The organism is Blastococcus sp. OS1-29, assembly GCF_057628075.1.
In genome coordinates, this window is the sequence record NZ_JBXXJK010000001.1 from 608,744 (window position 1) to 634,887 (window position 26,144).

28 protein-coding genes are annotated in these 26,144 nt (G+C 72.4%); 10 read left to right on the forward strand and 18 right to left on the reverse strand.

Going from position 1 to position 26,144, the window contains the following annotated elements; all coding sequences use genetic code 11:
- Positions 1-9: 9 nt before the first annotated feature.
- The 15 genes from AC2H4J_RS03020 to AC2H4J_RS03090 form a co-directional block, all read right to left on the reverse strand.
- A complete protein-coding gene (locus AC2H4J_RS03020; RefSeq protein ID WP_487463341.1) occupies positions 10-1,710 on the reverse strand; it encodes a flagellar hook-length control protein FliK in 1,701 nt (566 codons plus the stop codon).
- Positions 1,707-2,654, reverse strand: coding sequence for a lytic transglycosylase domain-containing protein (locus AC2H4J_RS03025; RefSeq protein ID WP_487463342.1), 948 nt, complete (start codon positions 2,652-2,654; stop codon positions 1,707-1,709). Before AC2H4J_RS03025 ends, AC2H4J_RS03020 begins: the two co-directional genes overlap by 4 nt.
- A complete protein-coding gene (locus AC2H4J_RS03030) occupies positions 2,642-3,109 on the reverse strand; it encodes a flagellar FliJ family protein (protein ID WP_487463343.1) in 468 nt (155 codons plus the stop codon). The genes AC2H4J_RS03025 and AC2H4J_RS03030 overlap by 13 nt, the downstream gene beginning before the upstream one ends.
- Before the next feature lie 64 nt (positions 3,110-3,173).
- The gene (locus AC2H4J_RS03035; protein ID WP_487463344.1) at positions 3,174-4,484 is read right to left on the reverse strand and encodes a FliI/YscN family ATPase; all 1,311 of its coding nucleotides are present in this window, start codon (positions 4,482-4,484) and stop codon (positions 3,174-3,176) included.
- Positions 4,481-5,251: a FliH/SctL family protein gene (locus AC2H4J_RS03040; protein WP_487463345.1), complete on the reverse strand. Its 771-nt coding sequence runs from the start codon at positions 5,249-5,251 to the stop codon at positions 4,481-4,483. Before AC2H4J_RS03040 ends, AC2H4J_RS03035 begins: the two co-directional genes overlap by 4 nt.
- Positions 5,235-6,317 carry a flagellar motor switch protein FliG gene (fliG, locus tag AC2H4J_RS03045; RefSeq protein WP_487463346.1) on the reverse strand — a complete coding sequence of 361 codons (1,083 nt, stop codon included), beginning with the start codon at positions 6,315-6,317 and terminating at the stop codon, positions 5,235-5,237. Before fliG ends, AC2H4J_RS03040 begins: the two co-directional genes overlap by 17 nt.
- Before the next feature lie 70 nt (positions 6,318-6,387).
- The gene (gene fliF / locus AC2H4J_RS03050; RefSeq protein WP_487463347.1) at positions 6,388-7,977 is read right to left on the reverse strand and encodes a flagellar basal-body MS-ring/collar protein FliF; all 1,590 of its coding nucleotides are present in this window, start codon (positions 7,975-7,977) and stop codon (positions 6,388-6,390) included.
- Entirely contained in the window at positions 7,977-8,291 is a 315-nt protein-coding gene (gene fliE, locus AC2H4J_RS03055; RefSeq protein ID WP_487463348.1) for a flagellar hook-basal body complex protein FliE, read from the reverse strand. Before fliE ends, fliF begins: the two co-directional genes overlap by 1 nt.
- A gap of 2 nt (positions 8,292-8,293) precedes the next feature.
- Positions 8,294-8,698, reverse strand: coding sequence for a flagellar basal body rod protein FlgC (locus AC2H4J_RS03060; RefSeq protein ID WP_487463349.1), 405 nt, complete (start codon positions 8,696-8,698; stop codon positions 8,294-8,296).
- A gap of 2 nt (positions 8,699-8,700) precedes the next feature.
- Entirely contained in the window at positions 8,701-9,048 is a 348-nt protein-coding gene (gene flgB, locus AC2H4J_RS03065; protein ID WP_487463350.1) for a flagellar basal body rod protein FlgB, read from the reverse strand.
- Positions 9,049-9,406: 358 nt separating this feature from the next.
- Positions 9,407-9,763: a hypothetical protein gene (locus AC2H4J_RS03070; protein ID WP_487463351.1), complete on the reverse strand. Its 357-nt coding sequence runs from the start codon at positions 9,761-9,763 to the stop codon at positions 9,407-9,409.
- Complete coding sequence (gene fliS, locus AC2H4J_RS03075) at positions 9,760-10,146, reverse strand: flagellar export chaperone FliS (RefSeq protein WP_487463352.1); 387 nt, start codon at positions 10,144-10,146, stop codon at positions 9,760-9,762. Before fliS ends, AC2H4J_RS03070 begins: the two co-directional genes overlap by 4 nt.
- 58 nt (positions 10,147-10,204) lie before the next feature.
- The gene (gene fliD / locus AC2H4J_RS03080; RefSeq protein ID WP_487463353.1) at positions 10,205-11,581 is read right to left on the reverse strand and encodes a flagellar filament capping protein FliD; all 1,377 of its coding nucleotides are present in this window, start codon (positions 11,579-11,581) and stop codon (positions 10,205-10,207) included.
- A 116-nt stretch (positions 11,582-11,697) separates the two neighbouring features.
- Positions 11,698-12,873, reverse strand: coding sequence for a flagellin N-terminal helical domain-containing protein (locus tag AC2H4J_RS03085; RefSeq protein WP_487463354.1), 1,176 nt, complete (start codon positions 12,871-12,873; stop codon positions 11,698-11,700).
- 129 nt (positions 12,874-13,002) lie between these two features.
- A complete protein-coding gene (locus AC2H4J_RS03090) occupies positions 13,003-13,974 on the reverse strand; it encodes a sigma-70 family RNA polymerase sigma factor (RefSeq protein ID WP_487463355.1) in 972 nt (323 codons plus the stop codon).
- 196 nt (positions 13,975-14,170) lie between these two features.
- Here AC2H4J_RS03090 and AC2H4J_RS03095 point away from each other — a divergent pair, with 196 nt between their 5' ends.
- The 8 genes from AC2H4J_RS03095 to AC2H4J_RS03130 all read left to right on the forward strand — a co-directional run bounded on the left by AC2H4J_RS03095 (position 14,171) and on the right by AC2H4J_RS03130 (position 20,962).
- Positions 14,171-14,656 (forward strand): flagellar protein FlgN, encoded by a 486-nt coding sequence (locus AC2H4J_RS03095; RefSeq protein ID WP_487463356.1) that lies wholly within the window; start codon positions 14,171-14,173, stop codon positions 14,654-14,656.
- A complete protein-coding gene (gene flgK / locus AC2H4J_RS03100) occupies positions 14,653-16,092 on the forward strand; it encodes a flagellar hook-associated protein FlgK (RefSeq protein ID WP_487463357.1) in 1,440 nt (479 codons plus the stop codon). The genes AC2H4J_RS03095 and flgK overlap by 4 nt, the downstream gene beginning before the upstream one ends.
- A 5-nt stretch (positions 16,093-16,097) precedes the next feature.
- Positions 16,098-16,988: a flagellar hook-associated protein FlgL gene (gene flgL, locus AC2H4J_RS03105; protein ID WP_487463358.1), complete on the forward strand. Its 891-nt coding sequence runs from the start codon at positions 16,098-16,100 to the stop codon at positions 16,986-16,988.
- Positions 16,988-17,476, forward strand: a complete 489-nt coding sequence (gene fliW, locus AC2H4J_RS03110; RefSeq protein WP_487463359.1) for a flagellar assembly protein FliW — start codon at positions 16,988-16,990, stop codon at positions 17,474-17,476. The genes flgL and fliW overlap by 1 nt, the downstream gene beginning before the upstream one ends.
- Before the next feature lie 131 nt (positions 17,477-17,607).
- A complete protein-coding gene (csrA, locus tag AC2H4J_RS03115; RefSeq protein WP_487463360.1) occupies positions 17,608-17,907 on the forward strand; it encodes a carbon storage regulator CsrA in 300 nt (99 codons plus the stop codon).
- Between the two features lie 222 nt (positions 17,908-18,129).
- A complete protein-coding gene (locus AC2H4J_RS03120) occupies positions 18,130-18,633 on the forward strand; it encodes a hypothetical protein (protein WP_487463361.1) in 504 nt (167 codons plus the stop codon).
- A gap of 70 nt (positions 18,634-18,703) precedes the next feature.
- On the forward strand, positions 18,704-19,804 hold the full coding sequence (locus tag AC2H4J_RS03125; protein ID WP_487463362.1) for a sigma-70 family RNA polymerase sigma factor: 1,101 nt from the start codon (positions 18,704-18,706) through the stop codon (positions 19,802-19,804).
- 159 nt (positions 19,805-19,963) lie between these two features.
- Complete coding sequence (locus AC2H4J_RS03130; RefSeq protein WP_487463363.1) at positions 19,964-20,962, forward strand: hypothetical protein; 999 nt, start codon at positions 19,964-19,966, stop codon at positions 20,960-20,962.
- Positions 20,963-21,073: 111 nt separating this feature from the next.
- Here AC2H4J_RS03130 and AC2H4J_RS03135 read toward each other — a convergent pair whose 3' ends face one another.
- Positions 21,074-22,366 (reverse strand): YncE family protein, encoded by a 1,293-nt coding sequence (locus tag AC2H4J_RS03135; protein WP_487463364.1) that lies wholly within the window; start codon positions 22,364-22,366, stop codon positions 21,074-21,076.
- Between the two features lie 221 nt (positions 22,367-22,587).
- Here AC2H4J_RS03135 and AC2H4J_RS03140 point away from each other — a divergent pair, with 221 nt between their 5' ends.
- Both AC2H4J_RS03140 and AC2H4J_RS03145 read left to right on the forward strand, forming a co-directional pair.
- Positions 22,588-22,935, forward strand: a complete 348-nt coding sequence (locus AC2H4J_RS03140; protein ID WP_487463365.1) for a hypothetical protein — start codon at positions 22,588-22,590, stop codon at positions 22,933-22,935.
- Positions 22,932-23,696: a hypothetical protein gene (locus AC2H4J_RS03145; RefSeq protein WP_487463366.1), complete on the forward strand. Its 765-nt coding sequence runs from the start codon at positions 22,932-22,934 to the stop codon at positions 23,694-23,696. Before AC2H4J_RS03140 ends, AC2H4J_RS03145 begins: the two co-directional genes overlap by 4 nt.
- 57 nt (positions 23,697-23,753) lie before the next feature.
- Here the strand turns inward: AC2H4J_RS03145 and AC2H4J_RS03150 are convergent, their stop codons facing one another.
- Positions 23,754-25,715: an NlpC/P60 family protein gene (locus AC2H4J_RS03150; RefSeq protein ID WP_487463367.1), complete on the reverse strand. Its 1,962-nt coding sequence runs from the start codon at positions 25,713-25,715 to the stop codon at positions 23,754-23,756.
- A 184-nt stretch (positions 25,716-25,899) separates the two neighbouring features.
- Positions 25,900-26,091 (reverse strand): hypothetical protein, encoded by a 192-nt coding sequence (locus AC2H4J_RS03155; RefSeq protein WP_487463368.1) that lies wholly within the window; start codon positions 26,089-26,091, stop codon positions 25,900-25,902.
- Between the last annotated feature and the right edge of the window lie 53 nt (positions 26,092-26,144).

Genomic DNA, 26,144 nt, shown 5'->3' on the forward strand with positions numbered 1-26,144 from the left:
GCTCCTTCTTCAGACGCGGTAGTCCACGCCGGACGACGTGGATCGGTTGGCGGAGGGCGCGGGCCCACTGACCCCGGTATCGGCAGGCCGTTCCCACGGTCGTGACCGGCCGTCGCCCGGGTCCTGCCGGCTGCCCCGGTCGCCGAAGCCCTGCTGCTGGGCCATGGCTTGTTGCTGGGCCTGCTGCTGGGCGCTGTGCCGGGCCAGCCAGGCCCCACCGCTGTCGCGGTCGACCTCCAGCCGGGAGGTGGTGAGACCGGCGGCCTCGAGATCGCGGCGCAGGTCGGGGAGCGCCTCGAGGAGTGCGGCCCGGCCGTGCTCGTGCGCCCCGCGCAGGTGCAGGTCGATGGTGCCCTTCTGCAGGGTCACCTGGACCTCGACCGGTCCGACGGAGTCCGGGGTGAGGACCAGGGTCATGGTGTGCGCGCCGTCCGGGCCGTTCGCCAGGACCGCGACCTGCCGGGCGACCTGGGTCCCCACCGGCTGGGAGGCCGCGGCGCCGGTCGCCCCGCCGGCGGCAGCGGTCGCCAGGGTCGGCACAGTCGTGACGGGGGCGCCCGACGGCAGCACCGGCGCCGGCGCCGGGGTGGCGCCGCCGTCGGCCGAGCCCTGCTGGGAGGACGTGTCGGTGCCGGCGGACCGGCCCTGGCCGGCGGTCCCGGTCCCGGCCACGGGCAGGGAGACGTCGGACGTGGGGGCGGCGACCGGATCGGAGGCGCGCTGGGGCGTGGGCGCAGTGGGAACGGCGGCGGCGTCCGGGGGGAGGACCGACGGTGTCGTCCCGGGGGCGGTGGCGTCGGCCGCGGGCAGGTCGGCCGGTCGAGCGGCTGCGGCGTCCACGGTCGCCGTCGCGGGGGTCGGCCCGGCCGCAGGGGGCGCGGCGGTGACCGGCGCCGCGGTCGGGAGGTCGTCGGCGCGGACGACGGTGAAGTCGGAGAGCGCTGCCTCGGCGGCGGTCGGGGACGCGGCGGCAGGACGGCGCGCGGTGGCCGACGGCGCGGCGTCGGTGTCCACCACCACCGCCGACCGGGCCGGAGCGGTGCCGGTGCCCGGCGCGGTGTCCGGGACACCGACCGCGGCCGGGTCGACGGACGCGGCGGCGGCCCCGGCGGCGATACCGGCGAGCGGGGTGGTTCCCGTGCCGGTGGTCGGAGCGGCGTCCGGCGCCGGCGTCGGCGGGACAGCGCCACCCATCAGCAGCGCCCACACGGCAGCCGGCACTCCGCCCCCGGCGGTCGCGGCGTCGAGCGCCGGGGGAGCACCGTCCGGGTCGATGGCGAGGGGACCGTCGGTGCCCGTCGCCGGAGCGGGGACCGAGGTGTCGCCGGTCGTGATCGCGGCGTCGGCGTCGGCGTCCGTCGCGGGGTGCCCGACGGCCTTCACGGAGCGGGGGGCTGCGTGCGCTGCCGCCCGCTGAGCGCGGTGGGCCGCGCGGTCCCCGGCCTTCTCGGCCTTGTCCGCAGCCCGGTCGGCAGCGTCGTCCCTCCGCTCGGCCCGGTCGGCAGCGCGAGAGGTGGCGCGGTCGTCCGGCGTGCTCCGACGCTCGATGTCCCGCTCCGAGGGACCCCGGCCGCCGGCGCGGTCGGTGGACATGGCGTCGTCGAGCATCGACGCGAACGCGTCGCCACCGCGGCCGGGAGCCGAGCTGCGGGACGTGGCGCTCCCGGTCGACGTCGTCCGGACCGGGTTCGTGGTCACGGGTGCGTTCATCGGTAGGCCTCCGCCTTGCTCATCACGCTGCGCACGTAGTTCTGGGTCTCGGAGTACGGCGGGATGCCGCCGTACCGGCTCACCGTTCCGGGGCCGGCGTTGTACGCCGCCAGGGCCAGGTCGGTGGAGCCGAACTGCCTGGTCAGGCTGCTCAGGTAGCGGGCCGCGCCGTCGATCGCCGAGTTCGGGTCCATCGCGTTCACGCCGAGCCCCTTGGCCGTGGACGGCATGAACTGCATGAGGCCCTGGGCTCCCGCGGGGGAGACGGCCTGGGAGTTGAAGCCGGACTCCTGGCTGGCCATCGCGGCGAGCAACGAGGCGTCGACGCCGTAGCGGCTCGCCGCCCGGCTGAAGAGGTCGGCGTACGGCACACCGGCCAGCGCCGCACCGGCGGTCGGGGACGGCATCGCGGTCGTCTGCTCGGGGAGGATCCGGCGGATGACGGTGGGATTGCCGACGTCCTGCACCTTGACCGACTCGCCCGCCTGCGGGGCGGCGATCATCTTGCCGTTGCCGACGTAGACCCCCACGTGGTCGATCCCGGCGCGCGAGGACGAGTAGTCGAAGAACACGAGGTCACCGGGGCGGGCGTCGGCGAGCGAGGCGACGGGCCGGCCCGAGGTGGCCTGCTGCGATGCGGTGCGCGGCAGGTCGATGCCGAGGTTCTTGTAGACCACCTGGGTCAGGCCCGAGCAGTCCAGGCCCTTGGCCGGATCGGTGCCGCCCCACACGTAGGGCACGCCGATGTACTGCTGCGCCTGGGAGACGACCGCGCTCTCCGACGCAGTCGTTCCGATGCTGGTCGTCGAGAGCGCCGAGGTGGAGTTCAGGCCGGCCTTCGCCGCGACGGTCGCCCAGTCGCCGGAGCCGGTCGACCTGGTCGAGGACAGGAAGCGTGACTGGATCTCGCTGATCCGGCTCTGGACCTGGGTCACTCCGTCCACGGGACCTCCTCGGCCGCATGGACATCGGCGGCCCTACGGCGGCCGGCGCGGCCGGTGACCAGGTCGTCGACGGCGCGCTCCTCGGCCGCGTCCTCGGCGTGTTGCAGGGCCAGCTGGTGGCGCTCCTTCAGCTTCTCCATGCCCTTGGTCCGCTGGGCGGCGGCGGTCCACCGGGCGCGCACCAGCTCGGCCTGCTCCGCCTGGGCGGTGGCCAGGGCGCGGGCGTCGGAGGCGTCGGTCGCGGCGGTGCGCATCAGGGTCATCGCCAGGACGAAGTCGCGCGCCTGCAGCGACTGCGGCAGCACGGCCGCGCCCAGCGCGGTCTCGTACTCGGTCGCCCGTCGGTCGGCGTCGGCGGCGGTGTTCGCGGCCTGCGCCGCCAGGGCGGCGGCGGCCCGCTCCTCGGTGCGGCGCAGCTCGAGGACCGGCTGCAGCCGGAAGGCAGCCCTCTTCACGCTGTACCCCTGCGCGAGTCGACCGCGCTGGTCACGACCGGAGCGCGACCTCGCTCAGCGCTGGTCACGAGCCGCTCACGATCCGCTGCAGCCACGCCCACGACTCCGTCGGCGGGGTCGACTCACCCATCGGCTGCTGCAGGAAGGACTCGATCGCCGGCGCGAGCTGGCGCGCCCGGTCGACCAGGGGGTCGGTGCCGGTCTGGTACGCGCCGATCTCGATCAGCTCCCGGACGTCGCGCAGCGCGCCCATCAGCCGGCGGACCTCGCGGGCGTCGGCCATCTGCTGCGGCGGGACGACCGCCGACGCCACCCGGGAGATCGACTCGAGCACGTCGATGGCCGGGAAGTGGCCGGTGGTGGCGAGCTTGCGGGTCAGCACGATGTGCCCGTCGAGGATGGACCGGGCGGTGTCGGCGATCGGCTCGTTGTGGTCGTCGCCCTCCACCAGCACCGTGTACAGGCCGGTGATCGATCCGGTCACGCCCGTGCCGGCCTTCTCCAGCAGCTGCGGCATCATCGCGAAGACGCTCGGCGGGTACCCGCGCGTGGCCGGCGGCTCGCCGGCGGACAGGCCGACCTCGCGCTGGGCCATCGCGGTGCGGGTGATCGAGTCCATCAGCAGCAGGACGTCGCGGCCCTGGTCCCGGAAGGCCTCGGCGATGCGGGTGGCCACGAACGCGGCCTTGAGACGTACCAGCGGGGGCTCGTCGGACGTCGCGACGACGACGACCGTGCGCGCCATGCCCTCGGCGCCGAGGTTCTCGTCGAGGAACTCCTTGACCTCACGGCCACGCTCGCCGATCAGCCCGATGACGCGGACGTCGGCGTCCGTGCCGCGGGTGATCTGGGCCAGCAGGCTGGACTTGCCGACGCCGGAACCGGCGAAGATGCCCAGGCGCTGTCCCTTGCCGCAGGGCACCAGGGTGTCCAGTGCGCGGACGCCGAAGGTGAGCGGCTGGTCGACCCGCGTGCGCGACAGCACGTGCGGGGTCTCGCTGGCCAGGTCGACGTAGGAGACGAGCGAACCCAGGGCGGGACCGCCGTCGACGGGGCGGCCCAGGCCGTCGAGCACCCGGCCGAGCAGCGCGTCGCCGACGGGCACCTGCAACGGCATGCCCGTCGCGCGGACGGGGGCGCCGGCGTGGACACCGGAGAGGGTGCCGAGCGGCATGCAGGTCAGCCGGTCGCGGCTGACGGCGACCACCTCGGCGAGCAGCCCGCGCTCGCCCGGGTCGACCTCGACCAGGTCGCCGACCGCGGCGGAGAGCCCGTCGACGGTCATGGTCAGGCCCATGGCGCCGCTGACGGAGCCGGTCACCTGCGGCCGGGCTGCCGCGCGGGCCCGGGTCATCAGCGCGGGGGAGATCGTCATGAGGAGAGGACCGCCTGCACCCGCTCGAGCGCGGCCATCAGCTGGGCGTCGATCCGCCGGGGCCCGGTCTCGGCGACCGCGCCGGCCCGCTCGACGGTCGGGTCGGCGACGACGCGGACTGTCTCGGGGAGCTCGGCCAGCGCCCCGGCCGGGATCTCGCCGATGTCGTCGGGGTGCACCCGGACGACGGCGGGCGAGTCGGCCGGCACGAGAGCCAGCGCGCGCCGCACCGCGTCGAGCACGGGGGAGTCCGCGAGCGCGAGCTCCCGCCCGAGCAGGTCCTCGACGAGGGTCAGGACCGTGCCCATGATCGTCTCGCGGATGTCCTCGGCCAGGGGGACGGTGGCCTCGTCGAAGCGGGTGGCCGCCGTGCCGAGAGCGGCGACGGCCGACGCCACCCGCCGCTCCCAGCGCGCCTGGACGTCGGCCAGCCGGGCCGCGGCGGCGCGCTCGGTGTCGGCGACGACGGTGGCAGCGGCCTGCATGCCCTCGGCGTGGCCGGCCGCGAACCCCTGCGCGTGGGCGTGCTGGCGCAGCCGGTCCAGCTCCTCGGCGTACACGTCGCCGAGCCGGAAGCTCGTGCTGCCGCCGCCGACCACCGGCAGGTCCGCGGCCCGGCGGATCGTCGTCCGCCGTTCCTCGACCTGCGCCGGCTGCTCGGGTGACTCCCGCGGCGTCGGGTGCTGAACGGGACCCTGCTCGCGGTAGGGGGTCGCCTTCTGCGTCCCTCCGCCGCGCAGCAGCACACCCTCACGCAACGAACTCATCGTCCTGACCGCGCGTCAGCGTGAGCACGCCGGACTCCTCGAGGCCGCGGATGATGCTGACGACCTTCGCCTGGGCCTCCTCGACGGTGCGGGTGCGCACCGGGCCGAGCAGCTCGATCTCCTCGCTGAGGTTCTCCGCGGCGCGCTCGGAGAGGTTCCGGACCACCTTGTCGCGGACGTCGGGCCGCACACCCTTGAGCGCCGTCGCCAGGTCGTTGGCCTCCACCTCGCGCAGCACCTGCTGCAGGGAGCGGTCGTCGATCGTGACGATGTCCTCGAAGACGAACATCTGGGAGCGGACCTGCTCGGCGAGCTCGGGGTCGGTGTTGTCCAGCCACTCGAGGATGGAGCGCTCGGTGGGCCGCGGCGAGCGGTTGATGATCTCGACGAGGGTCTCGACGCCGCCGACCGTCGTCATGTCCTGGTGCGCGAGCAGCGAGCCCATCCGGCGGCCCAGCTCCTCCTCGACCAGGCGCACCATCTCCGGTGAGGTGCGGTCCATCGTGGCGACGCGGTGCGCGACCTCGGCCTGCTGCTCGGGGGCGAAGCCGGACAGCACCTCGGCCGCCTGAGCGGGCGTCAGGTGGGCGAGGACCAGCGCGATGATCTGGGCGTGCTCGTCCTTGAGGAACGTGACGAGCTGACGGGTGTCGGCGTTGCGCAGCGAGGCGAACGGGACCTCGGTGTAGACGACGTTGAGCCGCGACAGGATGCCCTCGGCCTTGTCCTCGCCGAGACCGGCCGCGAGGATCTCGCGGGCGAAGTCGACGCCGCCGCGGCCGATGAAGTGCTGGGCGGTCATGAGGCTGTGGAACTCGTTCATGACGCCGTCGACGTCCTCGACCTCGACCGAGCCCAGGCGCATGAGCTCGCGGGTCAGCGACTCGACCTCGCGCGGCCGCAGCTTGGACAGCAGGATGCCGGCCTCTTCCTTCGACATCTGGGCGAGGAAGACGGCTGCCTTGCGCAGGCCCGGCAGCTCCGGACGCGGGGGAGGTGCGGGGACGGCGGGCAGGTTCGGGGTGCCCCCCATCCCGAGGAGCTGCTCGACGCTGGCGATGCTCATGCCGACTCCTCGCTGATGTCCGTGGCCTGCTGGTTCAGGGCTGTGTCCCTGGATGTACCGGCGCGCTCGCTCACGACTTGCTCTCGCTCAGCCAGCCGCGCAGCATCGCGGCCACCTCGTCGGGCCGCTCGCTGACCATCGAGGAGATCTCGCCGCGGACCTTCTGCCGCTCGGCGGCCTCCAGCTCCATCGCGCGGTTGTCGACCTCGACCGCCTCGCGGGTGCTGGCGATCCGCAGCCGGTCCAGTTCGGCGAGCATGTCGTCGCTGAGCTCGAGCGGCTCGTACTCCTCCTCGATCTCCTCCCGGCGGCGCGAGCGCAGCCAGACGAGGAGGACGACGAGAGCGATGCCCGCCGCGATGCCGCCGGTCTTGATCATCGACCACATCTGGGCGCTGGACTCGGCCTGCTTGGCCGCGGCCAGGTCGGCGGCCGCCTTCTTGGCGGCGGTCGTGTCGAACGGCATGGAGGCCACCGTGATCGCGTCGCCGCGGGCGGTGTCCAGGCCGACGGCGTTGCCGACGAGCGACTGGATCTGGTTCTGGTTGAGGCTGCCCGCGACCCCGTTGTCCATGACCACCGAGACCGTGAGCCGGTTCAGGGCACCCGGCGCGGCGTCGATGGTGGTCGTCGTCTTGTCCACGGCGTTGTTGTCGGTCGTCGCCGTCTTGTCGTAGCTCGACGCCCCGCCGGTGGTGGACGACGCGTCGGGCATGTTCTCCGGGCCCAGGACGCCGCCGACCGGGGTGCCGCTGCCGGTGTACTTCTCGCTCGACGTGCTCGACGACAGCGGCGGCGTCCCGTTGTTGTAGGTGTAGGTCTCCGACGTCGACTGCTTCTTGTTCAGGTCGACGTCGGCGCGCACCGACACCTTCGAGTGGCCGGGACCGACGACGGTGTCGAGGATCTGCTGGGCGTTGGCGGCCAGCCGCGCCTCGTACTCCTGCTCCACCTGGGAGCGGGCGTCGCCGGCTCCCGCGGTGATGCCGGTGCCGGGCGCGGAGAGCACGTGACCGGTCGAGTCGGTGACCGTCACCTGGTCTGGGTTCATGCCCTGGACGCTGGAGGAGACGAGGTTGGTGACCGCCTGGATCTGCTCACCGGTGAGGTTCGTACCGGGGGCCAGGTCGAGCAGCACCGATGCGGTGGGCTTCTTCTGGTCGGTCACGAAGACCTCGTCCTTGGGCAGGGCGACGTGCACGACGGCCTGGTTGACGCCCGTGAGTGCCTCGAGGGTGTTGGAGAGCTCGCCCTCCAGCGCCCGCTGGTAGGTCACCTGCTGCTGGAACTCGCTCGTGGTGATGCCGGTCTGGTCCAGCAGGGCGTACCCGGTGTCCTGGCCGGCGGGCAGGCCCTTGCCGCTCATGGTCAGGCGCAGGTTGTAGACCTGGTCCTTGGCGACCATGATCGTCTGCCCGCCGTCGGCGAGCGTGTAGGCGACGCCCTCCGCGTTGAGCTCGTCGACGATCGCCGACGCGTCCGAGGACGCGAGGTTGGAGAACAGTGGGGCCTGGGTGGGGGCGGTGATCCAGCGGTAGAAGAAGAACCCGCCGAGGAGCAGCCCGACGAGCAGAATGCCGATGACGACCTTCTGCCCCAGGCTGATCGTGGAGAACGTGGAGCGGGCGCGCTCCAGCGTCCCGGCGAGTGCCGACTTCATCAGACGGGCATCCTCATGATCTCATTGAAGGCCTCAACGGCCTTGTTCTTGATGGTCACGACCATTTCGGTCGCCAGTGAGGCCTCGTTGCTCGCGATCATGTAGTCGTGGACGTCCTTCAGGTCACCGGTCGCGGCCTGGGTCGCGAGGGTGTCCGACGTCTTCTGGGCGCTCTGCAGCTGGTCGAAGGACGACGCCAGGATGGAGGCGAAGCCGTCGGCGTTCTGCGCCTGCGGGACGCCGCGCGTGTCGCCGGCGACGCCGGTGATGGCGCCGATGCCGACCGGCAGGATGCCGCCGATGGAGGAGGTCATGATCAGCCCTTCCCGAGCCGGAGGGCGGCCTGGTAGGCGTTGGTGGCGCGCTCGACGACGGCGAGGTTCGCCTGGTAGGCGCGCTGGGCCATGAGCAGGTTGGTCATCTGGTCGCCGAGGTCGATGTCGGGGTACTTCACGTACCCGTCCTTGTCGGCCAGGGGATGGTCGGGCTCGTAGACCATGCGCCCTTCAGCGCTGCCGAACTCGGCGGTGGCGACCCGGACGCCGCCGGTCCCGGACCCGTAGTCGACGGCCTGGGCGTTGATGAACCGCTCGCGGAACGCGTCCTGGTTGCTCGGGTTGACCGTGTTGATGTTCGAGATGTTGTCCGAGACGGCGTCCATCCACTTGCGGTTGACCATCAGGCCGGACGCCGAGATGCCGAGGGTGTCGAAGATGGCCATGGTCACTGCGTCCTGAGGGCGGTGCGCAGGACGTTGTACTTGCCGTCGAGCGCGTTGAGGGCGAGCTGGTACCGCAGGCCGGTCTCGGTGGCGATGACCGTCTCCTGGTCCAGGTTGACGTTGTTGCCGTTGGTGTTGGTCGGCTCGAGCGATCGCGCGGTGTAGGCGCCGTTGGTCGCCGGCAGCTCGCCGTTGCGCAGGGCGCCCTTGAGCGAGGACTCGAAGTCGACGCGCCCGGCGAGGAAGCCGGGCGTGTTGATGTTCGCGATGTTGTCCGCAGTGACTCGCTGCCGCTGCGCCAGCCCGGAGAGGGCGGCGTGCAGGGCCGTCGAGGTGGCGTCGCCGATCATTGAACGGGTCGCCGACGGGTGCAGCAGGACACGATCGACCTCCGGGTACGCGGAAGGCACTCGCGAGCGAGTGCGGGGTCCGCCGATCCGTGGCGATGTGGTGCTGTCCGTGCTCTTCCCTCATCGGCACCCGGGTGCCGAGGCCTGACGGCCTGTCAGCCACACGAGGGACAGCAGGGCCGCAGGAGGGGCGGGGGACGGATGGGACCAGCGGTGACCTCGCCGTGTCCTGGGCCGACCGGGGCGGGGGAGTTGGCAGCTTCCGTGCACAACGGTGCCCTGGGCGGCCGCCGGACCCCCAGAACGCACAAACGCCCCGCCGCCGGCGGCAGCCGGGACGAGGCGACGGGGAAGGGGCCTAGAGGGCGCGGTCGATGTAGGCGGCGACCGGGCGGGTGGACGAGTAGGACATCCGCGCGGCGACCTCGCGCTGCCGCTGCGACTGCGTGATCCGCTCGATCAGCGCCTCGGCGACGGCGAGCTGGTGCTGGAGCAGCCGGGCGGCGCGTTCGCGCAGGTCGGCCGGGATCTGCCCCAGGCTCGACGGCGGCACCCAGTCGTCGGCACGTCGTCCCCAGGCCGCGATCTCCTCGGCCCGGCCGCGCGCCATGGTCTCCTCGGCGGCGAGGACCTCGCCCTCGAGGTGGTCGAGCACGACGGTCCAGTTGATCGGACCCGGCTGCTGGCGGCCGTCGGAGGGGCGGCTGTCGGTCATGACGGAGTGCCGGCCAGCGACAGGGCGGCCTGTCGCCAGGCGTCGCGCAGGGGCTCGACGACCTGCCGGCAGGCCGAGATGCGGTTGGTGTCCAGCTTGATGTTGGCCTGGACCAGCTCGCTGATCAGCCAGTTGTAGAGCGACGCCAGCCGCGGACCGCCCTCCCAAGCGTCCACCTGCAGGCTCGAGAGCAGCTCGAGGACGATCGCCTGGGCGTGCTGCAGCTGCTCGCTCGCCGCCTCGCGCTCGCCCGCGGCCGCGGCCTTCTGGGCCCGCTCGAGGTCGAGGGCCAGCCGGTCGTACAGCATCACGAGCACCTGCTGCGGCGACGCCGTCGCGACGGAGTCGCCGAGGTACCGGGCGCGGAGGGAGGCGGAGCTCATCGAGGTTCTCCTGGAGCGGTGGGAAGAGCGTGCAGGTCAGCGGATGTACGGGCGCGGGTCACGAACGGGGCAGCTGGCTGATCTGGCCCGCCAGCCAGGTGGACTGGTTCTTCAGCGAGCTCAGTGCCGTCTCCATGGCGGTGAACTGCGCGGTGATCGTCTCCTTGCGCTTCGCCAGGCGGAGATCCCAGTCGGCGATGCGGTCCTGGATGTCCTTGATGATGGAGTCCTGGCCGTTGGCCATGCTGACGAGCGTTCCGGTGGTCGCGTCGGACGCGGAGACGGCGACGTTGCGCAGCCGCGTCGCCAGGCCCAGGACCGCCTTGACGTCGTCGCCGTTGCCCGGGATGCCGTCGGGGTTCGAGGCCGGCGTGCCGAGCACGATGCGCTTGGCCAGGTCCGGGGTGGCGGTCAGGGCGGCGGTGAACTTCGCCGAGTCGAACTTGATCGTGCCGTCCTTGTTCAGCTCCAGGCCGATCGCGGCGGGCGATCCGTCCTTCCCGACGGCTCCGGACACCGCGCTGGCCAGCGCGCCGGACAGGGAGGACACCGACCAGTCGCCCTTCAGCGCGGCGGTGCTTCCGGTCGCGGTGGACGTGTAGTCCTTGACGGTCTTGATGCTGGCGTTGACCGCGTCGACCAGGTTCTGCATCTTCGCCGCGACCGAAGCCGGGTCGGACACGACGCTGACGGTCACCGGCGTGAGCGGGTCGGCCTTCACGGCCGTGATCGTCGTGCCGGGCAGCACCCCGGTGAAAGTGTTCGTGGCCGACGCCACCGTGTAGGCGTTGACGGTGCCGACGCTGATCTTGGCGTCCTGCGCCTGCTGGTTGGGGAGGGACGTGCCGGCGCCGGTGAGCGTGAACTCGCTGGCGGCGCCGGTGGTCTTCGAGGTCACCTGGAGGCCGACCTCGGTGTCGCTGATCTTGACGACGGCGGCGGACAGACCCAGCGAGCTGGCGTTGATCGCCGCTGCCGCGTCGGCGATGGTCTGCGTGCCGCCGATGGTGATGGTCCCCGTGACTGCGCCGGACTTGTCCTTGACGGTGATGCTCGAGGTGCCGTACGCCGACGTGGGGGACGTCCAGACGCCCGGTGTCTCGCGGTTGATGACTGCGTGCGGGGCGGCGAGCTGGGTCACGCTGAAGGTCAGCGAGCCGGTCAGCGCACCCGCGCCGGCGGTCGCGGTGGCGTTCCCGCTCGAGGTGCTCGTGGCCCTCGTCGTCGACCAGAGGTCGGGCGTGAGCGCGGTGTCGGCCGCGGCGGTGATCGCCAGGAACGTCGTGTTGACGGTGCGGTAGGCCGAGGCGGCGTTCTGCGTGTCGGTGAGCTTGCTCTTCAGCGCCTTCTGCGGCGCGGCCTCGACCGTCATCAGCTGGCTGATGATGCTCGTGGTGTCCATGCCCGACACCAGTCCGTCGACACTCATGCTCATGGTGGCTGCCTCCTGGTTCGGGATCGGGTCGTGCTCCGTGCGAGTGAGGGGGGAGGCCGGTGGGCCTCCCCCCTCACCCGGGTGGAGCTATGGGCCTAGCTGGTCGACTGACGGGGTCACTTGAGCAGCTGCAGGACTCCCTGCGAGGCCTGGTTGGCCTGCGCGAGCATCGCGGTGCCGGCCTGGGTGAGGATCTGGTTGCGGGTGAACCCGACCATCTCCTGCGCCATGTCGGCGTCGCGGATGCGGCTCTCGGACGCGGTCAGGTTCTCGACCGTGACGTTGAGGTTGTTGATGGTGTGGTCGAACCGGTTCTGGATGGCACCCAGGTCGGCCCGCGTGTTGGACACCGCCTTGATCGCGGCGTCGATGGCCGTGACAGCCGCCGAAGCACCGTCGATGCTGAGCGTCGCGGCGTTGTCGCCCGCGGCGGTGCCGCCGAAGCCGGTGGCACCCAGGGCGGTCTCCACCGCGGTGGCGTCGGCGTAGGTGGCGTTGGCAGAGGAGAACGTCAGGTTCAGCTGGGTGTTCGTGGTGCCGTCCCACGCGCTGCTGGCGCTCCACTCGGTGCCCGACAGCGCCGTGGTCAGCTGGCCGTCGACGAGCGCCTTGTTCTTCGCGGCGTCATCGACGGTGCCACCGGTGGACCACTTGGACAGGTCGAGGGTCTTCCCGGCCACCACCGCGGTGGGCGCGGAGGTCGCCGCCAGGTCCAGCGTCAGACCGGTCACCTGCGAGCCGGTGCCGCTGGCGGACTTGGACACGTCGACCGACGCGAGCCCGAGCCCGTTGGCACTCATGTCGGAGCCGATCTTGACGCCGATGGTCTCGCCGACGTTCGCCCCGACCTGGAACTTCTTGTCGAAGAGGCCGTCCAGCAGCTTGGTGCCGTTGAACGTGGTGGTGTCGGCGATCCGGGTCAGCTCGCTCTTGAGCTGGCTGATCTCGGACTGGATGTTGCCCGTGGCGTCGCTGTTCAGTCCGCCGGAGTTGGCCGCCTGCACCGACAGGTCGCGCATGCGCTGGAGAATGCTGTGCGTCTCGGTGAGCGCACCTTCAGCGGTCTGCACGACCGAGATGCCGTCCTGGGTGTTGCGGACGGCGACCTTCAGGCCACCGATCTGAGAGCGCAGGCCCTCGGAGATGGCCAGCCCGGCCGCGTCGTCGGCGGCACGGTTGATGCGGAAACCCGAGGAGAGCTTCTCGAGCGACTTGCTCATCTGGCCGTCGGTGACGGACAGGTTGCGGTACGCGTTGAGCGCCGCGATGTTGTTGTTGACGCGCAAACCCATGGTGATCCTCCTTGGACGGGGTGTTCCCGCTGCATCCGTGCTGCGGGCGGTGCGAAGTCTTACTGGTCATTACGGCCGCGGGAGCCCGGGCCTTGAGGCGAACCCCGGTCCTTTTTGGCCGCGGTTCACTCAGGCGGGTTGCGCCCGCGGCCCCCATTCCGCCCGCGGGCGGGGTACTGCTGCCTGCAGGGGAGCGCGGCCGGCAACCCGGTCGAGGTAGCTCTTCTGCTGGTTCCGGGCACGGACCCCGCCGTCGGCGGGAACCGGTCGGCCCTCCCACACCTCGCTCATCGCTGCGTGCAGGAGGGTCAGCGCGCGTGCTCGCATCTGCGAGACCCGCGAGAGCGTGACGCCGAGGTCGTCGGCGATATCGGTGAGCGATTCGTCACCGAAGAAATTGCGTTCCACGACCTCGGCGAGCCGGTCGGGCAGGGCGCGGATCGCTTCGTGCAGGTAGCGGGCGCGCTCGCTGCGCAGCAGCGCGCGCTCGGGGGAGTCGCCGGTGTCGGGCAGGTCCAGGGAGCTGCCGTCGCCTGCGGTCTCGGCGTCCATGCTGACCATCACGGCCCGGTGGACGTCGATCTGCAGGCTGTCGAGGTCGGCGCGGGGGACACCGAGGCTCGCCGCCAGCTCCTCCCGCGTGGGCGGTCGGCCCAGCGAGATGGTGAGCGCGTCGGCGGCGGCGTCGGTCCGGCGCGCGGCCGCACGCACCGACCGGCTGGCCCAGTCGCCCGAGCGCAACTCGTCCAGCACTGCGCCCTGGAGTCGCGCGAGGGCATAGGTGGCGAAGGAGGCGCCGGCCGACGGATCGAACCGCTTGGCGACCTCGACCAGGGCCACGTGGGCGCAGGAGAGCAGATCGTCGCGGCTGACGTGCCCGGGCAGTGAGATGCGCGCGGCCACGGCGTTGACCGCGAAGGACGCCAGCGGCAGGTGTTCGGTGACCAGGTCGTCGATCTCCCGCTGGGCGCGGCCGTGGGCGGCCGGCTGCGGGCGCACGTTCGGGTTCCGGTCGCGCTGCTTGCGGTCACGCTGCTTCTGGTCGTGCAGCGACCGCTCACGCAGGGGGCGGTCGGCCGCCAGGGCACGGGCTGGGCTCACGTCCTACTTCTCGGCTGACCCCGGGGCGCACCGCACCACGTGTCGGCAGATTTCCATCTCGACTTGATTGCGGACTTGTCGGCTTCGGCTTGAGGGCCCCCGGCGGGGTGCCGATGGCAGGTCGACGAAGATCCGCCGGCGGTGCGAGTGGCCGCAGGCGTTTGCGGACGGACGACGACGGAAGGGCGGTGGACTCGTGGACTACCAGCACCTGTCGACATTGCTGTGGCGCGAGCAGGAGCTCCTGGACCTGCTGCTGTTCAAGGCCGAGGAGAAGCAGTACCTGATCCTCACCGGCAAGACCCGGTGGCTCGCGCGGATCGCCCACGAGATCGAGGTCGTCCTCGAGCAGCTCCGCACCCTCGAGGTGGAGCGGGCCGCCGCGACCGAGGCGATCGCCGTGAAGCTGGGTCTGGGCGCCAACCCGTCCCTGCGTCAGGTCGCGGACGCGGCGCCGGCGCCGTGGAACGACCTCTTCGCCAAGCACCACGAAGCCCTGCTGGTCCTGGTCACCGACCTGCGCAGCCTCTCCGACGCGAACCGGGAGCTGATCGAGGGCGGCCTCGCCGCCATCGGCGACGCGCTCCTGTCGGTCAAGTCGCAGTCCGCGGGCACGTACGGCTCCACCGGTCGCACGGACGACGGCTCGCACCGCGCGGTCACGCTGGACGGCGCACTGTGAGCACGTTCGGCAGCCTCAATGCGGCGACGACGGCCCTGTGGGCGCAGCGGCGTGCCCTGGACGTGACCGGCCAGAACATCGCCAACGTCAACACCGAGGGCTACTCCCGCCAGCGGGTCGACCTGCAGGCGATGGGCGGCAGCGTCGTCCCCGCCTTCTTCTCCACCAGCTCCGGTATCGGCAACGGCGTGAGCGCGGACGACGTGACCCGGATCCGGGACGCCTTCCTGGAGGGTCGCGGACACACCGAGCACGCCAACAGTGCGCGGCTGACCACGGAGAACGAGACCTACCAACTGGTTCAGCAGGCGTTCCGCGAGCCGGGAGAGACCGGGATCCAGAGCCTGCTGGCGGACATGTGGTCCGGCTGGGAGGACGTGGCGAACCAGCCGCAGGACGAGGCGGCCCGCGGGCAGGTGCTCAAGCGTCTCGAGACCCTGGTCGGCGGCATCCACTTCAGCCAGGCCTCGCTCGGTGCGCAGTGGACCCAGTCCCGCGAGAGCCTCGACGTCCTGGTCTCCGACGTGAACGCGGCGGCCAACAACATCGCCGACCTCAACAAGGCCATCCTGCGTGCCAACCAGAGCGGGACACCGGCCAACGACCTCTCCGACCAGCGCGACCTGCTGGTCATGAAGCTCGCCGACCAGGTGGGCGCTACCGTGCGGCACGGGGACTTCGGCGTCGTCGACGTCCTGGTCGGCGGCATGACTCTCGTCTCCGGGTCCACCGCGGCCAGCCTGGCGACCGCCGGCACCAGCAGCGTCGACGGAGTGACGGTGGATCCGCCGCGCATCGTCACCGGGACGGGCGGCTACGCCGTGCGCGTCGGCGGCACCGCGGAAGGACAGCTGAACTCCCTCAACACGATCATCCCGGGCTACCGCGCCGCCATGGACGCCACGGCGGTGAGCCTGGCGACCGCACTGAACAACGCGCACACGACCAACGCCTTCGACCTGAACGGCGACGCGGGCGGGCCGCTGCTCGGTACCGCCAGCGGCCCCATCACCGCTGCCTCGCTGACCGTGCTGATCACCGACCCGAAGAAGATCGCGGCGTCGTCCGTGCCACCCACGACCGACCCCGGCCCTCCGGTCGTCGTCACGCCGGCGCTCGACCACGGCAAGGCCGACGAGATCGCCCAGCTGCGCCAGTTGAACACCGGTCCCACCGCGACCGATGCGAACTACCGCAAGATGATCACCGAGCTGGGCGTGCAGTCGGCCGTGGCCGCCCGCAACCTCGACATCCAGTCGGTCATCAGCACCCAGGTCGACGCCGCCCGGGAATCGGTGGCCGGCGTCAACATCGACGAGGAGATGACCAACATGCTGTCCTTCCAGCACGCCTACTCGGCGGCCGGCCGGCTGGTGACGGCCATCGACGAGATGTTGGACAAGCTGATCAACGGCACCGGCCGAGTGGGGCTGTGATCTGAATGCGCATCACCCAGCGCGCAGTCGCGCTCACCAGCCTCCAGGGTCTCAACCGCAACCTCGACGGCCTCGGCAAGCTGCAGCAGCAGCTCACCTCCGGTCGGCTCATCAGCGCGCCGTCGGACTCGCCCACCGGTACGAACCGGGCGATGCAGACACGGTCGGACCAGGCCGCGGTCGCTCAGCAGGCCCGCAACATCAGCGACGCCAAGAGCTGGCTCGACCAGACCGACTCAGCTCTGCAGCAGATGCTCGACACCGCCAACCGCGTTCGTGACCTCACAGTGCAGGGAGCCAGCACGGGGTCGAACAGCGGTGAGAGTGCGCAGGCCATCGCCACGGAGGTGGCGTCCCTCCGCGAAGGACTGTTGAGCCTCGCGAACCGTCAGATCAGCGGGCGCCCCTTGTTCGGCGGCGTCACGCCGAAGCCGCAGGCCTACGACCAGACCGGCGCCTACATCGGCGTCCCCGGCCCGCCGGTCACCCGCCGGGTCTCCGACACCGAGGTCGTCCGGGTGGACACGACCGGTCCGCAGGCGTTCGGTCCCGTCGACCCCGGCGGTGACGACCTGTTCGCGATCGTGGACAAGATCGCGAAGGACGTGGTCGCCGATCCGGCCGCACTCCAGACGCACCTGGGCGCCCTGGACAAGGTCATGAGCGGCATGCGGACCGCCCTCGCGGACGTCGGTGCGAGGGCCGCGCGGGTCGATCGCGAGGAGCAGGTCAACTCCGACCGCTCGCTGACCCTTTCGTCCCGGCTGGCCGAGACCGAGAACATCGATCTGCCCAACACGATCATGCGGCTGCAGATGCAGCAGACCGGCTACCAGGCGGCGCTGAGCGCTACCGCCAAGGCGCTGCAGCCCACGCTGCTCGACTACCTGCGCTGATGGCCGCAGCCGCCCGCACGACGCCGTCCCCGGTCGCGACGCGGCCCGCCCCCGCGCGGCCGCCGGCCCTCACCGCGGTGCCCACCCCGGCGCCGGTCGTGCCGTCGGTCCAGGTGCTCCAGCTCGCCGAGCCGCTGCCCGGCTTCCCGACGCACCGCGACTACGTGCTGGTGCCCGCCGATCCGGGTGGTCACCTGTTCTGGCTGCAGTCGGTGGCGCCGGACGGCCCCCGGTTCCTCGCCGTCTCGGCAGCCTCGTTCTTCCCCGAGTACGAACCGGTGCTGCCCGGCGCTGCCTGCGACGAGCTGGAGCTCGCCGATGCCGCCGAGGCCTCGCTGTTCTGCCTGGTCACCGTTCCGGACGGCGACGTGGCCGCGGCGACGGCCAACCTCCGGGCGCCGCTGGTGGTCAACCCGGTGACTCGCCGGGCCCGTCAGCTCGTGCTCACCGACGGCGTGCACGCCATCCGGGCGCCCATGCGCCGATGACCGGTCGAAGGCGCCATGTCACCCTGGTGTCACGTCATCGGGATGCGGGCGTAGCGCCCAGACACAGCTGAACACGTCCGATCGACGGGCATTGCCAAGGACGGCCACACCACACCCATGGAGGGGTACACGTGCTCACACTCACCCGCAGCGTCGGCGAGACCATCCGGATCGGCGACGACATCGAGGTCCACGTCGTCGAGGTCCGCGGCGGAACGGTCCGCCTGGGCTTCAAGGCTCCCCGCGAGGTCGCGATCCACCGCGAGGAGGTGTACCGCCAGATCGCCGAGGCGAACCTGCTCGCCGCGCAGGTGACGGCGGACAGTCTCGGTGCCCTCGCCGCCTTCGCGCCGACCGCCACGGCGGCCGAGAGCGTGACCGACGACGGTCCGGACGCCGAGAACAGCGGCGAGGGCGCGGAGACCCTGTGACGCCTGAGGCGACGGCCTGACAGAACTGCATGGCGGACCCGGTCCCAGATTTGGCACACGCTCACAACGTGTCGGTGCCAGAACGCCCCTCGGTACCGACACGGGCAACTTCTGCCGAATAAGTCCGGCAGAACTGCGTAGAACACGGCGAGTGTTGTCGGCTTCGTTGCCGAGGGCGTAGGGCAGATTTCCTCCTGAAGCACGTGACAGGGGGCGATCAGCATGGAACACAGCGCAATGGGTGCCGAGGCATTCGATGCACAGGCATTCGAGGCACAGGCCAACCCGGCCGAGCCGGAGACCGTGGTCGTCCACGTCCAGCTCCGGCCGCGACGTGGTGCCACGCGCAAGTGCCTGGCCGCGCTGGCGAACCTCGCCGCCGAGCACCCGGAGGTCGGCTTCGCCGTCACCGGCCTCAGCAAGGACGACCGCGTCGTCCGCGTGACCGTCGGCGTCGACCTCGGCCCGCGGACCGCCGTCGCCAAGTTCTCGCCGCAGGCGCAGGCCGCCTACGCCTTCGTCAGCGCCATGTTCACGTCGCTGTACGACCACATGCCGGTCTACACCGCCGAGCCCGGCCCGGCCGAGCGCGCCGCGGCCGCCGTCCTCATGGGGCAGGCCGCCGGCGGCGTCCTCGCCGCGGACGTGCTCGAGGGACTGCCGGCCACCGCCGCGCCCGTCCCGAGCCCGCGGATGCCCCCCCCCGGTGAACGCATCCCGGCCTGACGGCCTCCCGAGCGACTTCCGGGCCTCCTTCCCCGAGGCCCTCCTTCCCCGTAGGTCCCCAGGAGTACCCGTGTCCGATCTCGTCCCGTCCCCGACCCTTCTCACCGACAACCGCAACCGTGTCCGCCAGCCGCTGATCTTCGGAGGCATCCCGGAGGCCGACGGCTGGGCGCTCGCGCCGATCACCCCCCGCGACCGCGTCCACTTCCGCGTGGACCACGAGCTTCCGCTCGACGAGTTCCGCGCCGACCTGCCCGACGGCGTCACGGTCAGCTACGACCAGGGTGACGGGCTCTACCGGGTCGACGGCGCCTGCGGGTCGGCGTCCGTGCTGGCCGACTGGATCCGCGCCTGGGCCGCGCGCCACGGATCGTCCACGATCGGCCTGCGGGCGGAGACCGACGTCCGGCGCCGTGCCCCGCGCGACCTGCCGGCCGACTTCCTGGGCGACCTCTGCCGGCACTACGGGCCGGTCAGCCTCAAGCGCCTGCAGCGCAACATGAGCACGATCCGGCTGCACCTGCCCGACCCCGACGACCTCGGCCAGCAGGTCTACGAGTGGGTGCTGAAGGCGGTCGCGCAGTACGACGAGGGCAAGGGCGTCCCGTTCGGGGCGTTCCTGGCCACGCAGCTGTCGAAGTGGGTGCACGACCTGGGCCGCAACGCCCACGGGCGCACCGCGGCTGACACCGAGCACAAGCAGCAGAAGGCGATCGCGGCGTTCATCGCCGAGCACCAGCGGCGCCCGAGCGAGAAGGAGCTGGCCGCCTACATGGGCCAGAGCGTGGCCACGCTGCGCCGCAACTCGCAGACCGTCGCCACCCTCAACGGGCTGCGCAACCTCCAGTCGCTGGACGGCGGGCCCGACGCGACCGAGATCCTGCTGCCGGACTCCTCCGAGGCCCCGGACGAGATCATGGGCGAGGCGGAGCAGACGCTGCTCTCGCACGCGCTCACCGCCGCCTGCGCCCCGGACCCGACCGCACGGCGGGACCAGCGCGCCGGCCAGCCCAACGTGCTGGGCTGGGCCACCTGGTACCTGACCACCTGGGGCGGGCAGACCAAGACGCAGCTGTCGTCGGACCTCAACACCTCCGTCCGCAACATGAACGTCTACGCCGACCGGGTCGAGCAGGCCCTCAAGGCTCGCCTGTCCGAACTCGTCGACTGACCGTCGGGGGCCCATGTTGATCAGCGTCGCTGATCAACATGGGTCCTCCCACGCCGTCGACCGCGGGGGAGGACCCGGAACGGCGGGGTAGGACGGCGGTTGTCCACAGCCGGCGTCGCGGAGTCTGCACCGCCCCGCGTCGGCAGTGAGACTTCCGGCGTGCACCCGCAGCTGAGCGCCCTCGCCGCCGGTCGTCTGGGCGTGTTCACCAGCCAGGAGGCCCTGCGGGTCGGTTACAGCGTGGACGACATCCGCGCCGAACTCCGCACGCGCCGGTGGTCGCGCCTCCGGAAGGGCATCTACATCCGCACTGACGATCTGACGTCGGCCGACGATCGCCAGCGGCACCTGATCGAATGCGTGGGCGTGCTGATGAGCCTCGGTCCCGGGCCGGTGCTGAGTCACGCGTCCGCGGCCCGGCTGCACGGGCTGGTCCTGCCGTGGCGGTCCTCGTCGGAGGTCAGGCTCACGGCGGCCGACAAGTGGCGTCGCGGCCGCGAGTACCGGGTGGCCCAGGCCATGATGACCGCGGACGAGGTGGAACGGTGGTCTGCGTTCCGGGCGACGTCGGTGCCGCGAACGCTAGTGGACTGTGCCCGCGAGTGGTCGCTGACCGACGGAGTGATCGCGATCGACGCTGCGCTGCAGAACGGGAAGGTCAGCCGAGCCGAGTTGCTGCGCGCGGTGTTGGCCGGAAGTCACCGGGTCGGCATCGCGCAAGCGGCTCGAGGGCTCCGACTCGCGGACGGTCGTGCGGAGTCACCCCTGGAGACCCGGGGGCGCCTGGCCCTCCTCGCCTCCGGCCTCCCGCTTCCGGAACTGCAGGTCGAGATCCATGGGCCGGCAGGGCTCCTCGGGCGGGCGGACGGCTGGTACGAGGAGGCCGCAGTGGTCATCGAGTTCGACGGCCGGATCAAGTACACCGATCCGCTGTACGCGGCCTCGCCGGCCGCGGCGTTGTGGCAGGAGAAGCGGCGGGAGGACGAGATGCGGGCGCTCGGCATTCGCTTCGTCCGTGTCGGGAACGAGGACCTCGGGCGTCCGTGGTCGGCGATGACGGCTCGCATCGAGGCGTTGCTGGCAGCCCCATACGTCGGCCCACGCCGGTGGCGCGCCGTCCGCACCGCCGAGCCGGGCGGGGCTTCGGACGCCGCCTGATCCGGCCCGCGACGTCGTCCTACCCCACCGTTCCGGGTCCTCCCCCGCCGTCGACGGTGGGGGAGGACCCCTGTTGATCAGCGACGCTGATCAACATGGCGCGGGGCGGGGCTACTTCCAGGTGGTGAGGACGGTGCGGTCGACGACGCCGGCGCGCACGCGCTGGGGGTGGTCGCCGACCGGGATCGTCGCGGTCGGCGTCGCGGTCGCGTAGTCGATGACGACGACCTTGTCCTCACCGCTGACCGACACCCAGCACTCGTCGCCGACCGCACCGTTGGTCGCCCAGTAGGGCTTCGCGCCGACGTCGACGATCGTGTGCCGCAGGCTCGTCCGGTCGACGATCGCCGCGTAGTCGTCCATGGTCCCGGCCGCGCACAGCGTCGTCCCGGCCGGGTTGATCGCCAGGCCGTGGTGAGCGGAGTCCAGGACGTACTGCTCGCGCGGCATGCCGTTGGTCCGGTCGGGCAGCGGGACGACGCGCTTCACCGCGCCCACCGCCGGCTCGCCGGGATAGGTCTGGGCAGGGTCGGCGTCCGGCGCCTGGGTGTCGAACTCGACGAACCCGTGGAAGAACGACACCTGCAGGTAGACGTAGCGCTCGTCGGGTGCGACGGCCATGGGGCGGACGGCGGAGCTCATCCCCGGGTACCCCGCCTCCGCGAGCTCCTTGCCCATGTCCCACCGCGCAGCGATCGACATGTCGCTGTTGTTCACGATCTGGAAGACCCGCTCGCCCTTGGTGGTGTCGAGAGCGGGCTGGTCGGTCGGCGTGTAGACGGTGCCGATGCTGGCGTGGAAGATCCGCGAGCCGTCGCGCGTGTAGTTGTTCTCGTGCGGGGTGTCGCCGCTGTCGAACTCGCGCAGTTTGGCGCCGGTGCGCAGGTCAAGCTCGTGCACCTTGCCGGCGGTGGAGTCGCTGACCAGCAGCCGCGTGCCGTCGGGGGAGACGCCCATGTGGTCGGCGCGGTAGCCCTCCATCGGGAAGCGCCAGCGGATCGCGCCGCTGGCCAGGTCGATGCCCACCACGTCGGCGAAGCTCGGCCGGCTCACGGCGACCATCCGCCCGTCGTGGGTGGTGAACATGTCGTCGGTGTACTGGTCGTGTCCCTCGCCCACGCCCTGCTGGACGGCGAGGTAGAACGCCAGCTTGTCCGGGTGGCTGAGGATGTCGGTCATCCGCTCGGTCTTGTCCGGAATCATGTTCAGCGTCCGCAGCGGCTTGTGCGTGCGCGCGTCGACGACCGTGGCGGTGCCGTCCCAGTTGTTGCCCACGAACATGACGTCGCGGGGGGCTGCGGACGACGAGCCCGGGGCAGCGGAGGCGGCCGTGACCAGCGCGCCTGCGGTGACGGCGGTCGTGGCGAGGCCGACGGCGACGGCGACGGCGGCGGTGCGGCGCATGGGGGCTCCCTGGCGGTCGGCGGTGCCATGAAAACGGCCTGGACGGCGTCCGGTTACGCGGCGATCTCCTGCCGTCGGCCGAAAAGGGTGTCGCGAACGGGTCGATCGGGGCCGTGCGCTGCCGATATCCACCACGTGAGAGCGAGCCCCGGTCCCCGCCGCCGCCCCCGGGTGGCGACGCCGGGTACGGGCCCGCTGCCCTGCGGCCGGGACGGGCTCGGTTGAGCGCGGCCCACGCCGGCGAGCCCGGCCCCGAGACGCTCGTGCCGCACTGGCTGGCCGGGGTGCACCGCACCCAGCTGGCGACGGCGGTGCGGGCCGCGCTGACCGGCCGCGCCATGCATCCGGTCGCTGCCATCCATCTCGAGGACGTGCTCACCGAACTGCACGTCGCGGCGGCCCGCGACGCGGTGTGGCCGGCGTCGGCCGCCCGGGTCCGCCGGGCCACCGGCTGGGGAGAGGACGTGCTGCCGGTGCGGCTCAGCGCGGCCGAGCGGTCCAGCGTCCTCGCCGTGCCGGGCCTGCCGGACGCCGTCCGCGAACAGCTCGGGGAGGCGACGGGCGAGTGACCGACTCCCGGTTCGGCGGCTCCTCGGCCGGCCTGATGCAGCGGCTGCGGCCGACCCGCGTGAGCGTGGGGGAGCTGCGCGAGGTCGCCGACGCCATCCTCCCCGCCCTGGCCACCCCGCGGCTGCGGCTCGGTCTGGTCCAGCGCACCGGGGCGGGCTCGGTCCTCGTCGTCGAGGAGGACGAGCGACAGGTGCGGACCGGGCTCCACGAGCTCGCCGACGACATGACGCGCGCGGGGGTTCCGCCGACGGCCACGGGCATCGCGCAGGCCCTCACCTCGTGGGTGGCGCACCGGCCGGTGGCCGACGCGACCGCGGCGGCCGGCGGGATCGCCGTCCTCGACTGGGCCGATCCGGACCGCACGTCGGTCGGGTGGGGAGTCGTCGTCCGCAGAGGGGAGTTCGCGCTGCCCTGGACGCCGTCGTCGGCAGCGGGTGCGGACGAGGTGCACCGCACCCGGTCGGCGGCCACCGGGCGCGCGCAGGACGTCGACCTCGCGCTGCGGGTGGAGGGGCCGGTGGCGCTGTGGTCGCACCGTGACCTCCCGGTGCTGGCGACCTCGGCACTGATGGACCCGGAACGGATGCTCCGGCGGATCACCGCGGCCGGGCTGGAGATGACCGACATGCACGTCGTGGTGACCCCGCACCGCCCGGTGGCCTGCGCGGGCCCGGGCATCGCCGCTCGCCTCGCCGGGGAGTCCAGCGAAGCCAGCGTGACGTTGCCGGGACGGGACGTCGAGACCATCCCCTGGCTCTAGGCCCCGTCCCGGGCCCCGCCCTGAGCTTGCGAAGGCTAGGGAGGACGGGGTCCTTTCTCAGGAGATGGCGCCGTACTCCCAGTGCCAAGGCTCCGGCTTCTCCGCGCGGGGGCGTGCCCAGTCCGGCTGCACGAACCCGAAGCGGGCCGAGTTGGCCGTCATCCAGGTCCACTGCGGCGAGCCGGCGACGTTGATGCCCCCGCACAGGTCGACCGCGAGCGCCCACCCGTGGTTGGACGTGCCGGGGTACGCCGCCAGCGCCGGCTTGCGCTGGAACGCCGACACCTGGCTGGCGTAGGAGCGGTACGAGTCGGTGATGCACAGCGGCGACCCGAAGGTGGACTCGAACGCCGTGCTCATCGCGGCATAGGACGCCGCGGCGTCGCAGCGCAGGGCATGGCGGGCCACCCCCAGCGCGCACAGCGCCTCGGGCGGGATCTGGCCGTTGGCGTACCCGCCCCAGGCCGGACTGACCGGACCGGGTGCCGGCAGCGGCGCGCCGCAGGCACCGGCAGCGGCCGGGGCCAACGCGGGGTTCGGCATCGCCGGGGCGGGCAGCGTCACGCGGGTGACCGACGAGCCGGCCACGACCGAGCGGACGCCGACCTGGTAGGTCGCCGCAGAGGCGCCGACGACGTCACCGTCGCCCACGTAGATGCCGACGTCCTGGCCGCCGGGGGAGAAGACGAGGTCACCGATCTGCAGCCCGGCGACGTCCACCGGCGCGCCGGTGCTCCACTGCGCCTCCGGCGTGGAGGGGACGGCGTACCCGGCGAGCAGCCACGCCGCCGCGGTCAGGCCGCCGCAGTCGTAGCTGTCCGGGCCGGAGGTGCCGCCGAGGAACGGCTTGCCGAGCTGGGACAGCGCGGTACTGACGGCCGCGACCGTCTCCGCCGGTAGCACCGTGACCGGGCTGTTGCCGATCACCGCCCACGCCACGCCCGGCACGGGCTGACCGGCCGCATCCAGGGCGGGGGACATGCCCGGTGGCAGGTCGGTCGCGCCGGTCAGGCTGGCGGCCGGCGGGGGCACGATGCCGGCGTCGGCGAGCCGGGTCAGATAGGTCTGCCAGCGAGCCAGTGCCGAGCTGTTGCGGTCCTGCTGTGCGCCGGCGGTCGGGATCGTGCCCAGTGCCGCGAGCTGAGCGGTCACGGCGGGGCTGAGGCCCTTCACCTTGTTCCGCACCGCGACCAGCACGGAGGACGCCTGGGCGCGGGCGGACGTGACGGCGGCCTGCGCCTCGGTGACGCCGGCGCGCGCGGCGGCCAGCGCGGTCGATGCGCGCTCGGCGCGCGCGACCGCCGCCTCGCGGCTGCGGTCGTCGCGGTCGGCCACGGCCTGCCGGTAGAGGACGTCGGAGGTCGCCCCGTCGTCGTGCACGTTCAGCGCCAGCACCGGAAGGCGCTGGGTGGACGCGGCACGGTACAGAGCTGCGGCGGTGCCGCCGACGACCTGCTGCTGGGCGTCGACCTTCGCGAGGGCCGCCTGCTCGGCGGCGCGTGCCTGCTGCAGTTCGGCCTGCCGCTCGGTGACGGACTGCTCGAGCTGCCGGTAGTGACCCGCCTGCCGGAGCAGGGTGTTCTGGGCGGTCAGTGCCAGCGACGCGGCGTCGTGCGCACCGCCGGTCGAGCCGCCGCCGTCGGTACCGGGCAGCGCCAGGACGGCGACCGCAGGCAGCAGCAGGGTGCTCGTCGCGACCACGCGCAGCCGGGTCGACCAGCGGGCACCGGTCCGTTCCGAACGGCGCGCGGCGGCTGTACGGCGAGGCGCCGGCTTGCGGGCCGCCGTCCGCCCGGCGGGCCGGGCGGACGGAGTCTTCCGGCGGACCGGCTGCCCCGTGCGGGCGGCCGCGGCCGTCGCGGTGGCGGTGGCGGCACGCAGAGCCTGGAGTTGGGCAGGCGAGAGGGTCTGGCCGGCCGCGAGGGCCTGGCGCAGGGCCAGCGCCTCACGGAGAGCCTGCGCCTCACGGGCACTGAGAGCCGGGCGGGGACGGACGGCGGACGTGCGTGATGCAGGCACTGCAGCGTCCCCCGGCGGTCTCGTCGTCGTTCCGTGGTCTGCCCTGCTGCGGGTGCAGCGGAGCGTTGACCTCGTATCGACGTGCCGAGGGGGGTCGCTGAAAGTCTTCTACCCCTCCCTCACCCCTCCGGGTGAGGGTGAATCCGGGGCCGTTCCAGCAGAACTGACCCGCACGGGGGAGGGGTCAGGGCGCCCACCAGGCGCCGTGCCGGTGGACGAGCGGGATCCGCAGCTCGCCGCCGTCCTCGGTGGAGACGACGAACTCGAGCTTCGTGATCCGCAGCGGTGGGCCGTCGTCCGGCGGCTCGATCACCTGGCCGGTGGCCAGCGGCATCGGCGGCACGACGAGGACGTCGTCGCCCGGCGGTTCGGCCATCGGCGGTCCTCCTGTCGGTCGTGTCCGGGCGGGGAGCGCGTCCACCGTAGGGC

Coding starts and splice junctions, on each gene's coding strand:
- AC2H4J_RS03020 (WP_487463341.1), bottom strand. CDS start 1,710: ATGAACGCACCCGTGACCACGAACCCGGTCCGGACGACGTCGACCGGG.
- AC2H4J_RS03035 (WP_487463344.1), bottom strand. CDS start 4,484: ATGACGATCTCCCCCGCGCTGATGACCCGGGCCCGCGCGGCAGCCCGG.
- AC2H4J_RS03040 (WP_487463345.1), bottom strand. CDS start 5,251: ATGAGTTCGTTGCGTGAGGGTGTGCTGCTGCGCGGCGGAGGGACGCAG.
- fliG (WP_487463346.1), bottom strand. CDS start 6,317: ATGAGCATCGCCAGCGTCGAGCAGCTCCTCGGGATGGGGGGCACCCCG.
- fliF (WP_487463347.1), bottom strand. CDS start 7,977: ATGAAGTCGGCACTCGCCGGGACGCTGGAGCGCGCCCGCTCCACGTTC.
- fliE (WP_487463348.1), bottom strand. CDS start 8,291: ATGACCTCCTCCATCGGCGGCATCCTGCCGGTCGGCATCGGCGCCATC.
- AC2H4J_RS03060 (WP_487463349.1), bottom strand. CDS start 8,698: ATGGCCATCTTCGACACCCTCGGCATCTCGGCGTCCGGCCTGATGGTC.
- flgB (WP_487463350.1), bottom strand. CDS start 9,048: ATGATCGGCGACGCCACCTCGACGGCCCTGCACGCCGCCCTCTCCGGG.
- AC2H4J_RS03070 (WP_487463351.1), bottom strand. CDS start 9,763: ATGACCGACAGCCGCCCCTCCGACGGCCGCCAGCAGCCGGGTCCGATC.
- fliS (WP_487463352.1), bottom strand. CDS start 10,146: ATGAGCTCCGCCTCCCTCCGCGCCCGGTACCTCGGCGACTCCGTCGCG.
- fliD (WP_487463353.1), bottom strand. CDS start 11,581: ATGAGCATGAGTGTCGACGGACTGGTGTCGGGCATGGACACCACGAGC.
- AC2H4J_RS03085 (WP_487463354.1), bottom strand. CDS start 12,873: ATGGGTTTGCGCGTCAACAACAACATCGCGGCGCTCAACGCGTACCGC.
- flgL (WP_487463358.1), top strand. CDS start 16,098: ATGCGCATCACCCAGCGCGCAGTCGCGCTCACCAGCCTCCAGGGTCTC.
- fliW (WP_487463359.1), top strand. CDS start 16,988: ATGGCCGCAGCCGCCCGCACGACGCCGTCCCCGGTCGCGACGCGGCCC.
- AC2H4J_RS03120 (WP_487463361.1), top strand. CDS start 18,130: ATGGAACACAGCGCAATGGGTGCCGAGGCATTCGATGCACAGGCATTC.
- AC2H4J_RS03135 (WP_487463364.1), bottom strand. CDS start 22,366: ATGCGCCGCACCGCCGCCGTCGCCGTCGCCGTCGGCCTCGCCACGACC.
- AC2H4J_RS03155 (WP_487463368.1), bottom strand. CDS start 26,091: ATGGCCGAACCGCCGGGCGACGACGTCCTCGTCGTGCCGCCGATGCCG.